At 28.7% G+C, this 13566-nt stretch carries 12 protein-coding genes; 10 read left to right on the top strand and 2 right to left on the bottom strand.

Annotated features, from left to right (window positions below):
* Positions 1 to 6 precede the first annotated feature (6 nt).
* Positions 7 to 450 carry a 2-thiouracil desulfurase family protein gene (locus tag JK634_RS04590; protein ID WP_202766443.1) on the top strand — a complete coding sequence of 148 codons (444 nt, stop codon included), beginning with the start codon at positions 7 to 9 and terminating at the stop codon, positions 448 to 450.
* Positions 451 to 495: 45 nt separating this feature from the next.
* On the opposite strand, the gene JK634_RS04585 is transcribed toward JK634_RS04590, so the two are convergent.
* Entirely contained in the window at positions 496 to 1959 is a 1464-nt protein-coding gene (locus JK634_RS04585; protein WP_202766442.1) for an aminotransferase class I/II-fold pyridoxal phosphate-dependent enzyme, read from the bottom strand.
* Between the two features lie 137 nt (positions 1960 to 2096).
* Between JK634_RS04585 and JK634_RS04580 the strand changes: the two genes are divergently transcribed.
* The 9 genes from JK634_RS04580 to JK634_RS04540 all read left to right on the top strand — a co-directional run bounded on the left by JK634_RS04580 (position 2097) and on the right by JK634_RS04540 (position 12634).
* Positions 2097 to 2687 (top strand): 50S ribosomal protein L25, encoded by a 591-nt coding sequence (locus JK634_RS04580; protein WP_207753587.1) that lies wholly within the window; start codon positions 2097 to 2099, stop codon positions 2685 to 2687.
* 252 nt (positions 2688 to 2939) lie between these two features.
* Entirely contained in the window at positions 2940 to 4673 is a 1734-nt protein-coding gene (locus tag JK634_RS04575) for a phospho-sugar mutase (protein WP_202766441.1), read from the top strand.
* A gap of 64 nt (positions 4674 to 4737) precedes the next feature.
* Positions 4738 to 5826, top strand: coding sequence for a tetratricopeptide repeat protein (locus JK634_RS04570; RefSeq protein WP_202766440.1), 1089 nt, complete (start codon positions 4738 to 4740; stop codon positions 5824 to 5826).
* A gap of 222 nt (positions 5827 to 6048) precedes the next feature.
* The gene (locus JK634_RS04565; RefSeq protein WP_202766439.1) at positions 6049 to 6768 is read left to right on the top strand and encodes a WecB/TagA/CpsF family glycosyltransferase; all 720 of its coding nucleotides are present in this window, start codon (positions 6049 to 6051) and stop codon (positions 6766 to 6768) included.
* Entirely contained in the window at positions 6768 to 8297 is a 1530-nt protein-coding gene (gene murJ, locus JK634_RS04560; RefSeq protein ID WP_202766438.1) for a murein biosynthesis integral membrane protein MurJ, read from the top strand. Before JK634_RS04565 ends, murJ begins: the two co-directional genes overlap by 1 nt.
* Positions 8297 to 9571 carry a glycosyltransferase gene (locus JK634_RS04555; protein ID WP_202766437.1) on the top strand — a complete coding sequence of 425 codons (1275 nt, stop codon included), beginning with the start codon at positions 8297 to 8299 and terminating at the stop codon, positions 9569 to 9571. The genes murJ and JK634_RS04555 overlap by 1 nt, the downstream gene beginning before the upstream one ends.
* Before the next feature lie 3 nt (positions 9572 to 9574).
* Positions 9575 to 10708: a glycosyltransferase gene (locus JK634_RS04550; RefSeq protein ID WP_202766436.1), complete on the top strand. Its 1134-nt coding sequence runs from the start codon at positions 9575 to 9577 to the stop codon at positions 10706 to 10708.
* Positions 10708 to 11961: an O-antigen ligase family protein gene (locus tag JK634_RS04545; RefSeq protein WP_202766435.1), complete on the top strand. Its 1254-nt coding sequence runs from the start codon at positions 10708 to 10710 to the stop codon at positions 11959 to 11961. The genes JK634_RS04550 and JK634_RS04545 overlap by 1 nt, the downstream gene beginning before the upstream one ends.
* Before the next feature lie 28 nt (positions 11962 to 11989).
* Positions 11990 to 12634 carry a cyclodeaminase/cyclohydrolase family protein gene (locus JK634_RS04540; RefSeq protein ID WP_202766434.1) on the top strand — a complete coding sequence of 215 codons (645 nt, stop codon included), beginning with the start codon at positions 11990 to 11992 and terminating at the stop codon, positions 12632 to 12634.
* 22 nt (positions 12635 to 12656) lie between these two features.
* On the opposite strand, the gene pdaA is transcribed toward JK634_RS04540, so the two are convergent.
* Complete coding sequence (gene pdaA / locus JK634_RS04535) at positions 12657 to 13430, bottom strand: delta-lactam-biosynthetic de-N-acetylase (protein ID WP_202766433.1); 774 nt, start codon at positions 13428 to 13430, stop codon at positions 12657 to 12659.
* Positions 13431 to 13566: the final 136 nt, after the last annotated feature.

Genomic DNA, 13566 nt, shown 5'->3' with positions numbered 1-13566 from the left:
GGAGAAATGATAATAGTTAGCGCATGCTTACTAGGAGTAAATTGCAAATATAACGGACAAAATAATGAAGTAAATGATATTTTAAAATTTATCGATAAAGATGAAATTGTTCTGGTTTGTCCAGAACAATTAGGGGGTCTCACAACTCCTAGACCTCCTGCTGAGATTGATGAATTAGGTAATGTAATTACTAAAAACGGTAATGATGTTACTAAAGAGTTTACTAAAGGAGCAGAGGAGACATTAAAAATTGCTAAACTCTATAATGTTAATGCAGCTATTTTAAAGAAGAATTCTCCATCTTGTGGATTTGGAGAAATATATAGTGGGACATTTCAAGGGGTAAAAAAAAGTGGGAATGGAATAACTGCAGAATTATTAAATAAAAATAATATCAAAGTATATAATGAAGAAAACTTTAAGGGATTATTATCTGAATCTACAAAATAAAGAAAAACTCTTGCCAAATGGCAAGAGTTTTTCTTTATATTTAAATTAATCAATTAAAACATTTATATATTCTACATTAGGATCCTCTGTTCCTTGAACATATAGTCCAGCTCTTTTAAGATCTTTGACATAGTGAACTATCTCTGGTGTTATTATTTCGCCTGGACATAAAACAGGTATTCCAGGAGGATATGCCATAAGAAATTCTCCACTTATTTCACCTATAGAATTCTCTATAAGCAAGCTCTTTTTATCTGCATTAAAAGCAACTCTAGGATTAACTTTCATCTCTGGTACTTCAGGAATATCAAGAAAATCAGGTTTAATATTATTTTTTTCCATATGTTCATGAGAAATTTCTCTTAAAGCGGAAATTAAAGCATCTAGATTTTCTTTAGTATCTCCAAAAGAACCAACAGCTAATACATTATAAAGATCTGAAAGTTCAACTTGTATATGATATTTTGTTGCTAGAATTCTATCTAATTCGTAGCCAGTAATCCCAAGTTCTCTACAGTTTATAGTTAATTTTGTTGGATCTAAAGCAAAGATACCAGGGTTTCCAAGTATTTCTGAGCCAAAACAGTATAATCCTTGAATTTTATTTACTTCATTTCTTGTATAGTTTGCAAGTTCAATGGTCTTATCAAGAAGTTCTTTTCCCTCAAGAGCTATTTGTTTTCTTGAACAATCTAAACTTGCCATCAAAATATATGATGGGGAAGTAGTATGAAGTAAATTTAAAACTTGTTGTACTCTTTTAGGACTTACAAATTTACTATTAACATGCAGTAATGAGCCCTGAGTAAGTGCACCGATTATTTTGTGCGTACTTTGTGCACAAATATCAGCACCAGCTTCAAGAGCAGACATTGGTAGCTTTTCATTAAATTTTAAGTGTGGTCCATGTGCTTCATCAACTATTAATGGTATTCCATGACTATGTACTATGTCACAAATTTTCTTTATATCAGTTGATACACCATAGTATGTTGGATTAATTACAAGCACTGCCTTTGCATCAGGGTGTTCTTTTAATGAAGCTTCAACAGTTTCTGGGGTAACACCGTGAGCAACACCTAGTTTTCTATCAAGTTCAGGAGTCATAAAAATTGGCGTTGCACCACTTAAAATTATTCCTGAAGTTACTGATTTGTGAACATTTCTAGGTATAAGTATCTTATCCCCATCGCCAACTACCGATAAAATCATTGCTTGAATAGCACCAGAAGTTCCATGAATAGAAAAGAATGACGCTTCTGAACCATAAGCATCAGCTGCTAATTCTTGAGCTTTTTTTATGGCACCAGTTGGATGATGTAGGGAATCTACTTGCTTAAATACCGTAACATCTATCTTAAAGGCATTTTCTCCTATAAATTCTTTAAAAGAATCTTCAATACCAATACCTTTTTTATGACCTGGCACATGGAATGGAATAGTATTATTATTTACATATTCCATTAGGGCATTAAATAGTGGGGTTTCATCTTGATTAAATCTGTACATATCAAACTCCTTCGTAACATAAATAAATTAGAAACAATATTATTATATTTGACTATTATGTCCATTTCAATAAAAAGCTTGTAAAGAAAGTATAAAAATTTTATCAATGGTAATAATACACAATAGGAGGGATTGAAATGGAACTTAAACAGAGAGAAAAACTTCACAATAATGCGAATAAAATAAGAAGGATGGGAAATGTACCTGGAATTGTATATGGAAGATCAATTCAAAACTTTATGTTTGAAGTATCAGAATTAGAGTTAAATGAAGAAATACTTAAACATGGAGAGCATGGTTTTCTAGAAACTAATTTTGATGGGCAAAAACATAAGACAATCATCAAAGAAGTCCAAAGAGATCCAGTTACTAGAAAAATAATTCATATTGATTTAGAAGAATTAAAAGGAAACAATGAAATTTCTTCCTATGTACCTATTCAATTTACTGGAGAAGACTTAGTAACTAAGTCGGGAGCAGTAGTACAAAAAGAGAAAAAATCCGTTAAAGTTAAATGTACACCAGAAAATTTACCTAAAGCAATATACTTTGATATTTCACATGGTGGAATTGGTTCCGTATATAAACTTAGTGATGTAGAAGTAGGAGAGGAAATATCAATACTTGAAGATCTTAATACAGTTATTGCTGCAATAAGTTATGAACGTAAAACTGTATCTTTAGACATGGAGTTAAAGGAAGAAGAAATTAGAGAAAAGAGAGAATAATGTATAATGCATTAAAGAATTTCATGTCTTAGAACTCTTAGGCGTTTCAACTAAGAGTTTAAATGAAATGTAATATGATTTTTGCATTATATATAAATAAAACTATATAAACTTAGAATAAATTAAAATTATTATAATATAAATGCTGATGAAGGTAGATTTCATTGGCATTTATATTTTGCATAGGTGGTAAAATACTTGAACATATGAAAAAAATGTATATAATTATAATAGATGATTGGAGGTATATTTATGGATTATAAAGTAAGGTATAGGGAATGGTTAGACTCTAGTATTATTGAGGAAGAAGTTAAAAATGAACTTAAAGAGATAAGTGATGATAAAGAAATTGAAGATCGCTTCTATAAGGAATTAGAATTCGGAACTGGTGGTCTTAGAGGTATAATAGGATTTGGAAGCAATAGAATGAATATATATACCATAGGTAAGGCAACACAAGGTTTTGCTGAATATATAAATAATGAATATAAAGATAGAAATACATCAGTAGCAATAGCATATGATTCAAGAAATATGTCCAAGGAATTTGCAAAGGCTACAGCATTAACTTTATGTGGAAATGGGATAAAAGTATTTTTATTTGAATCTTTAGAGCCAACTCCAGTATTATCTTTTGCAGTTAGACACTTAGAATGTATAGGCGGAATTGTTATTACTGCATCCCACAATCCAAAGCAATATAATGGGTATAAGGTATATGGACCTGATGGAGGACAAGTTACGGATAATGACGCTGCAAATATATTAAAGTTTGTTAATGAGATAGAGTCATTTGATAGAATAAAGACTATGGATGAGAAGGAAGCATTAGAAAAAGGGTATCTTAATTATATCGGTGAAGATGTTATTAAGGCATATATTGATGCAGTAAAAGAATCTACAATAAGAAAAGAATTAGTGAAAGAAAAAGCTAAAGATTTAAAAATAATCTATACACCAATTCATGGTTCAGGAAATATTCCTGTAAGAAGAGTGTTAAGAGAATTAGGGTATGAAAATGTTAGTGTTGTTAAAGAACAAGAATTGCCAGATGGAAACTTCCCAACTGCACCATACCCAAATCCAGAAGATCCGAAAGTATTTAAGATGGCATTAGAAATGGCAAAAACATCAGAGCCAGATATAATATTCGGAACTGATCCAGATTGCGATAGAATAGGTGTAGTTGTTAAAAATAGCTTAGGAGAATATAAAGTTTTAACAGGAAATCAAACTGGAATGCTATTAACACAGTATATACTAAGTTCATTAAAGGAAAGAAATGAACTTCCTGATAATGGAGTAATAGTAAAAACAATAGTAACAACTGAATCAGCTAAAAACATAACCAAAAGTTTTGATATAGAATTAATTAATGTACTAACTGGATTCAAATACATCGGGGAAAAGATGACTGAATTTGAAAAGGATAATAGTAAAAAATATTTATTTGGGTTTGAAGAAAGTTATGGATATTTAGCTGGAAATCATGCAAGAGATAAGGATGCAGTTGTAGCAGCAATGCTTATAGCTGAAATGACATTATATTACAAAGAAAAAGGAATGAGTTTATATGATGCGTTAATAGCATTATATGAGGAGTATGGATATTTCTTAGAAACTCTAGTTTCATTTGAACTTACAGGAAAAGAAGGGCAAGAAAAGATAGCTAAATGTATTGAAAGATTAAGGGAAACAGATTTTGAAGAGCTTAATGGAGTTAAATTAAGCTTGAAAGAAGATTATAAATTAAGTATTCAAAAAGATTTAGTTAATAAAATTCAGAATACTATTGATTTACCTAAATCAAATGTATTAAAATTTATATTCGAGGATGAATCATGGTTTGTTGTAAGACCTTCAGGAACAGAACCTAAAATGAAATTATATGTTGCAGTAAAAGGTAGTTCTATAAAGGATTCAGAGAATAAGATTAATGAATTTAAAGCTTCTCTAACAAAGCTTATTGAAGATAATTTAAACTAATCTGTATTTAAAGCTATCATCCAAAGATGATAGCTTTAATTTTATATGAAAAGGAGAATTGAATTTGAATTATAATATTTATTTTAAGGAAAAACTATCAAAATTACTTTTTTTAGAGATTAATAAAAATGGATTTTTAAATGCCTTAAAAATACCTAATGTGAAATTAAAAAGTGAGGAATTATATTTACCTATAAGTCCAGATTATTTGGCCCAAAATATAGAACGTGAGAATAAAATAAAAAATTTACCTATATATGAATTTGTTGAAGGAATGAGTTTGGCATTAGGTTCCGACAAAAATCTGAAATATAATGATGATTATAAAGTTCTACTATTAAATATTAAAGATTCAATTAAATTCATTAAAAGTAGAGTTGCAGAAAAAGTTAAAGAAAATAAATTAGATGATGCATATATAATGTTAAGAGGGTTATCTCAAGTTGATAATTCAGATGAGGTATTCACAAAACTATTATCACTTGGAGAATCAATTAGGGAAACTGATAAAGAATTTGTAACAGTGTTTAAGGAAGATATAGATAGATATAGAGATATAAATAACACTAATCCAATGCCATATTTATATGATGCTTTAATATTTAGAGATGACTCAAAATATAATGAAGCTTACAAAGCATTTAAGGAGTATTTTAAGTTAGGCGGAGAAAAAAATGATGTAATAATTGAAATATATCAAAACATTGAAGATATTATTAATTTTGAAGAAGGAAAAGGGTTAATAGAAAATAAACCAGAAGAAGCAGTTAAAAAACTTATACCTCTAATTGATAGGTTTGGCGATGATGCAACTTTATTTTATTATATTGCCTTATGTTATAGAAAAGTTAATAATTTTGAAAAAGCAATATATTATCTAAATGAAAGTTTAGCCTTAGATAGTGCAATTGTTGAAACTGTAAATGAAATGGGTATTAACTTAGCTTCAATTGGAGATTATGATAATGCAATTAAATATTTCAGGAAAGCCTTTGAAGCAACAAGAGATGTGGAGATTTGTACGAATTTAATAATGTCGTATATTAATTCAGGTGATTTAAAACAAGCAAAGCTACATTTGGAAATAGCAGAAAAGATAAATAAAGATGATGAGATAGTTAAGCAACTGAGAGATTATATTAATAGCTTATAGGGTTTTTTATAGGAAACTTAATTTATACTCGTTTTAAAATGTCGGCTTCTGGACATATTCAGGCATGAATAAATTATTAGTTGAACTTAAACCCTTGCCTAATTAAATTATTACTAAGAGTTTACAAATTTATATCAATTGTAAGTAAAAGGATAAATAGAATTTCACAGATAAAATCCTTTATGGTATTATGTAAAGAGAATGAAAATTAGGAGAAATAATATGTTTGTAGAAATATTAGGATTTAAAATATATAAGAAAAAGAAGAGTCAGATTTTAGAGCATATTGATAGTTATCCAAAGGTTAACATAATTTCAGGTAATCCGGAAATTCTATTTAACGGACTAAAAAATGAGTTTCTTTATAAAAATTTTCATGAAGAGACAACCTTGATAATTCCAGATGGAGTTGGAACAGTAATTGCATCTAAATTGGTTAAGGATCCTGTAGAAGAAAAAATAGCAGGAATAGAAGTAATGCATGAAATAATTGGTAGATGTAATGAAGAGGGAAAAGGAATTTATTTACTAGGTGCTAAAGAAGAAGTATTGAGTGAGTGTTGTAACAAACTACAGTTAAACTATCCTGGTATAAAAATAACTGGTAGACATAATGGATATTTTGATATATATAATTGCGAAAATATAATTTCAGATATTAAAAAGGGTAACCCTTATGCTATTTTTGTTGCAATGGGGTGTCCAAGACAAGAAGAGTTTATAGCTAGATATATGAATGAGCTACCTTGTAAGGTTTATATGGGAGTAGGCGGTAGTTTTGATGTTATAGCTGGAAATGTAAAAAGAGCACCAAGATGGATGATTAATCTTGGACTAGAATGGCTTTATAGAGTATCTAAAGAGCCTTGGAGAATAAAAAGACTTGGATCAATACCTAAATTCCTTTGGATGGTTCTAATGAGCAAAGGTAGGGTGAATTAATGAATAGCAGAAAAATACTGAAGTCTACCTTTATCATTATGGCAGTTTCTATACTAAGTAGGGGAATAGGCTTTATAAGGGATATGTTAATCGCTAGTAGCTTCGGCACCGGTTTATATGCTGATGCATATTCAGTTGCAGTAACTATTCCAGAAAGCTTATTTATGATAATAGGACTTGCTATTTCAACATCTTTTTTACCTGTTCTAAGTGAACAATTAATTAAAAATGGCAAAAATAAAATGCATGAGTTTGCTAATAAGGTGATAACTTTACTAGTAGTTATTTCAATTGGAGTATTTCTTATATCCTTTATTTTTGCAAGGCAAATTGTTCCTTTTTTTGCATCAGGATATAGTGGTGAAAAATTAGAACTAACTATTTTTCTTACAAGAATTACAATGCTAAATCTACTATTTTTAGCTGTAAATGCTTGTTTTAGTTCTATACTTCAAGTAAATGAAGATTTCATAGTTCCATCGATTCTAGGGTTATTTTTCAATGCTCCTATGATTATATATTTAGTGTTTTTTAATGGATACAGCATCGTTGGGTTAACTATAGCAAATGTTATAGGAAATATTGCAAGAGTACTAGTACAAATTCCATCTCTAATAAAACATGGATATATTTATAAACCAGATTTTAAATTTAAAGATGAAAGAATCAGGAAGGTTCTATTACTTATAGCGCCAGTTATAATAGGTGCAGGTGCAAATTCAATAAATATGATGGTTGATATTAAAATTGCAGGATATTTAGAAGAAGGAAGTGTAGCAGCACTTAACTATTCACAGAAATTAATAGTTTTCCTTAACACAATAATTACATCCTCTATTCTTACAGTAACATTTCCTCTAATGGCAAATAGTAAAAATTCTGAAGATAAAGAGGGATTCATACAATATGTTAAAAAAACCATTATATATACAATGCTATTATTGATTCCAATTGCTACGGCAGCAATTATATATAATCAAGATATTATAAAGATGATATATATGAGAAATGAATTTACGTTACATTCTGTAAGTTTAACAAGATTAGCTTTTTTAGGATATTTAATAGGACTTGCATTTTATGGAATTAGAGACATTTTAAATTCCACATTGTTTTCAATGGGAAGAACTAAAGATACCACTATTAATGGAGTAATAGGTGTAATAGCTAATATTTTATTTAATATTATACTTTCTAAGATATTTGGAATTATAGGAATTTCAATTGCAACGTCTAGTGCACTTATAATTACTTCAGTATTATTGCTATCAAATATAAATAGAGTAGTAAGTAATTTTAATATGTTAGAACTTATAATAAAATTATTTAAGATTCTTTTTGCATCTATTATAATGGGAGTTATTTTAGTGTTTATCAATAGCACATTTAATATTGTTTTAAATATTAAGACCATAATTCCTATAACATTAATTGGAATGTTAATATATTATATATTCTGTATGATATTAAGAATAAATGAAATTAATGAAATTAGTTTATTGTTTTTGAAGAAGATTAGGAGGAAATAATGAAGATATTATTTATTGCATGCTATTCTCCACTTATTAATAATTCAGCATCTATAGAGACACTACAATATTTAAATAAGTTAAATAAGATTGAAGGCAATGAAATTCACTTATTAACCGTGAATTTTCCTAAAAATTCAATATATTATGATGAATATCTTCTTTCAATGATGGATAGTAGTATTAGTATTCATGCAATAGATGGAGGAAAAATTTTTGACAAAATAATGCCTAAGAAATCTAGTAGCACAGCATCAAATACTAATAGTAAAACTAGCAGAAGATTATTTTTAAGAAAAATTAAAAACTTAGTGGCAGTGCCTGATATGTATGGTATTTGGGCCTTGAAAGCGTCAAGGTATGGAAAGAAACTTCTTAAAGAAAATAGTTTTGATGTAATTTTTTCTATGCATGAGCCACCTTCATCCCATTTGTGTGCTTATTTAATTAAAAAAGAAGTTTCAAACATTCCATGGATTACATATTGGAGTGATCCTTGGGTAAAAGACTCTACTAGGGAGAAAGCAAATTTTATTAGAAAGTATTTTGAAAAATATTTAGAGAAAAAAGTGGTTAATAATACAGATAGGCTTATTTTTGTAACTAAGGAAAATATGCAAGATTATATTAATACTTATAACTTAAATCCTGATAAGTGTCATGTACTTAACAGAGGATATGATAAAGAAATCTACGATAAACTTAGAAATCAGGAAATACCAAGATTAATTAATAAAAATAAAATAAATATAGTATATGCAGGTGAAATCTTTACTAAGTTAAGGGATGTTAATCCGTTTATTAAGGCAATAAAAGAACTTAAAAATGAAAATAGTAATGTATATAATAGGCTAAATATTTTATTTTTTGGTAATATTGATGACGATAATGTGAAAGATGAATTGACTTCAGAAGAAATCGTAAAAGTATCTGGGAGAATACCTTATAATGAAGCTCTTAAATATATGCTTAACAGTGATGTTCTGTTGTTATTTGGGAATAAGAATTCTAAGCAAATTCCAGGCAAGATATACGATTATTTCGGTACGGATGCATGGGTTCTAAATATATACGGAGACGATAAAGACCCTATAATTCCATTGGTAGAAAACCATTATAAGTGTCTAGGTGTTAAAAATGAGAAGGAAATGATAAAAGAAGCAATTGTGAAGTTATCTAGAAAAATTGATGAAGGAGAATATCCTCTAGAAGATATGAACTATGAATGGGAGACAGTTGCAAAAAGATTAAATAAAATTCTAGGAGAAGATTAATATATGCATGTTTTAGTAATACCATCATGGTACTCATCAGAGAGAAAGAAAGTCCATGGAACTTTTTTTATTGAACAATTCAAAGCACTAAAAGAGTCGGGTGTCAAAGTAACAGTTGCATACAATGAAATTTGGCCTATTACTATGATAGGTAAAATTAATGAAAAAAGAGGAATAACGTTAAAAGAAGAATTTGGACTAACAACTTATAGATATAAAGATTATAACTATTTCCCCAAGAATCCAATTATGTTTAAATCATTTAATAGAAGAATGGATAAGCTTTTTAATAGAATACTAAAGGAGCAGGGGAAAGTAGATATAATTCATGCTCACTCATGTTTTTGGGGCGGGATAGCAGCAAATTATATTTCTAAAAAATATAATATCCCCTTAGTAATTACTGAGCATACATCATTAGAACATAGTAAATATGTAAAAGCCAGTTATAAAAAGCATATTTTTAAGGCCTATAATGAGTGTGATAAACTGATTGCGGTTGGAAATGGCTTAAAAAAGGAATTATCAAAGTATACCCAAAATCCAGTTAGTGTAATTCATAATCTAGTAAATTTAGATTTGTTTAAAATTGAAAATACTGAGCATTCAGATGAATTTAGATTTTTTTCCTTAGCTTACTTAGAAGAGGGAAAAGGAATGGAGCTATTAATAAAAGCTTTTTCTAATGCCTTTACAGATAATAAATGCAAACTAGTTATAGGTGGGGACGGATCAATAAGAAAAAGTTTAGAAGAACTTGTTTTGAGCTTAGGTTCAGAAGATAAAATTTCTTTTTTAGGAACACTAGATAGAAATCAAGTTGCAAATGAGATGGCTAAATGTGATGCCTTTGTTTTAGCATCAGAATATGAAACTTTCGGAGTAGTATATATTGAAGCAACTGCTAATGGAAAGCCTATTATAGCTACAAAAAATGGAGGTTCAGAAGATATAGTTACTAGTACAAACGGACTTCTGATAGAGAATGAAGAGAAATATTTAATTGAGGCATTACAAAAAATGAGAAATAATATTCATGAGTATGATGCAATGAAAATACGTAATGAGTGCATTGAGAGATATTCAAAATATGTTATAATAGACCAAATCATAAGAGTTTATAAGGAGTTAATATAATGGATACATTAATTAAAGGAATCAATTTTATAAACAACAAATTTTACTTCAAAATCCTTTATCTACTAATGAGTATATCTTTTGTTTCTATAGTTTCAGAAGTACCTGGGCTAAGTTTATTGAATAAAGCACTCATTGTATGGGGAATAATTTTAGTTGTATTAAGTGCAATCACATTAATAAATGAGGGTGTTGAATATTATAAGATACCTCTATATATTTTTATATTGTGTTCTTTTTTATTAGTTGTGTTTAAATATAGAACAGGTGAAAATATAAAAATATTTGCTGTAAATTTAATAATATTCTTTGCAATGTTATCAGTTGATAAGAAAAAAACTGATAAAGAGTTATTAAAAGAAATCAATGTAATTTCAACAATTTATTATGTTGTTGCTTCCATTTTATGTATAGGTTCTGCAATTTTATTTTTAGCAAAACTTAACTTCACAATAAAAGGTCATAATTATGGCATTAACCCTATTGGTGGTGGAGAAGGTAATGTTGGATTATTCTTTAATGAAAATGCTCTAGGTATAGCTGCGGCATTAGCTATAGTAATTGGAGTATATTTGATAATTGACTATAAAAAGTTTATATCAAAAATAGTAGTACTGTTGACAATAATCCCTAATGGAATTGCATTATATCTTTCTAGTGGACGAAGCGGCTTTTTAATGATAATGATGCTTGTATTTATACTAATATTTATTTATGCTAAAAATATAGTTTTAAGAATAGGAATGATATTATTAGCAGTTTTAGCTGTTATTGGGGCTACTATAAAAGTAGATAATTTCTTGGATCAAGTATTAAGTGGTAGAGATCAATTATGGATTACTGCGTGGGAGTCAATTAAATTGCATCCATTAACTGGAGTCGGTAATACAGCAATGATTCCTACGTTAACAGATTTAATTCCTAAATTAACTTCTCGTGGAATTTATCATTTACCAGGAATTGAGGCAGGGGGTCTTCACAATATCTACATACAGATTGCAACTGTATATGGAGTACCAATGCTTATAATATTTATGTGTTTTATCTTTATGACATTTATTCATGTTATATTAAAAATAGATAAGCTACGCGGTTCAAAGAAATTAAAATCAACGATACTTTTTTCAATATGTGTAGGCGTTATATGTGTTAATTTTTTTGAAAGTGACTTAATATATATAATTAGCTTTATCTCAATATTATTCTGGGTTTACTTAGGCTACCTGTTAAAGTTAGTGGAAAAGAATAAATAATACAATAATCAGATTTGGGGTGTAAATAATGTTTGAAAACTATAGTTTAAGAGAATTTACGGATGAATTAGCATCTAGTAATCCTACACCTGGTGGTGGAAGTGTTGCAGCATTAGTAGGAGTATTATCAGCAGGGTTAAACTGCATGGTTTATAGCTTAACAACTGGTAAGAAAAAGTTTGATGAGCTTGAAGAAGATTGCAAAAATGAGGTATATAATTCTGTAGATAGAACTAAAGGATATCTAAGTAAGTTTTATGATTTTATGGAAGAAGATAAAAGAGCTTTTGAGCTTTTAATGAGCGCATATAGATTGCCTAAAGGAAATGAAGAAGAAATAACCAATAGAGAAGAAAAAATATTAGAGAATACAAGAGGAGCACTTGAATCTCCATTAAATTTTGCAAGAACAGCAATTAGCTTATTTAATGAGATTGAAATTGCTACAAAGTATGGAAATAAAGGGGCTATATCCGATGCAGGAGTAGCAGCAATACTAATAAACGCAGCGATTGAAAGTGCTAGTTTAAATGTTAAAATTAACTTAGCTAATATTCCAGAAGGTGAGTATAAGAATTCGATTTCTAGAGAAATTAATTACATTCAGGTTGAATCGGCTTATAAAAAAGATAAACTAATAAGAACTATTAATAATATTATTGATGGAAAATAAAAAAAGGCTTTAAGCCTTTTTTTTATTGAATTTCATTTAATGATTTGAAGGTATAGCCTTTAGCTTTCGCATCTTGTATAACAGATTTTAATATTTTAGCATTTGTTTTTGAAACTGAGTGCAATAACATAATTTCGCCAGGATGGAAGTTTTCTGTTATTTTTTTAAAAGCGAAATCTTCATTTGGCTGTTCATCTACTATCCAATCTTTATAAGCAAAGCTCCAAAAGATAGTTTTATAACCTAGCTTGGTTGTTTTATCAAGTACTTCTTCAGAGTATTTGCCCATAGGTGGTCTAAATAATTTAGGCATATCGTTACCTGTGATTTCTTTATATAGTACTTCTACATCTTCAAATTCTTTTTTAAACTTAGTATCATCATGTATCTTTGCCATTGAAGGATGTCTTGCACTATGATTACATACCAAATGACCTTCATCAACCATTCGTTTTATTAGATTTGGGCAATCCTTCAAATAAGGTTTAACTACGAAGAATGCAGCTGGTACATTTTCCTCTTTTAGAATATCAAGAATTATTGGAGTATATCCATTTTCATATCCTTGATCAAAAGTAAGATAAATAACTTTCTCATTGGTATTACCTAAAAAGTAGGCTGGGTATTTAGCTATAAAATCCTTGCACTCTTTAGGATGAGATGGAATGTTTCCCTTACCATTTGAAGCATAATACCAATCTAATTCTTTTGTGGATGAAGCTAATGTTGGTATGTATGTTACAAAAGAAACTAAAGATAGAAAAAAGATTAAAAAAATTTTTATAAACTTTTTCATAAAATCACCTCAGTTTTATGTTCTGTAGTTTTAAAAAAAATAGTAAAGTAGTTTATTCCAACATTGGGTATAATGTTGAAATAAAGAAATATATAAAGTATAATTTTAAAGATGAGTAAAGGAAAGAAAGGAATGT

This window comes from Clostridium paridis (assembly GCF_016765615.1).
Lineage (GTDB): Bacteria > Bacillota > Clostridia > Clostridiales > Clostridiaceae > Clostridium_T > Clostridium_T paridis.
The sequence above is the reverse complement of the archived record's forward strand: the minus strand, read 5'-3'. Positions and strand labels throughout refer to the sequence as shown.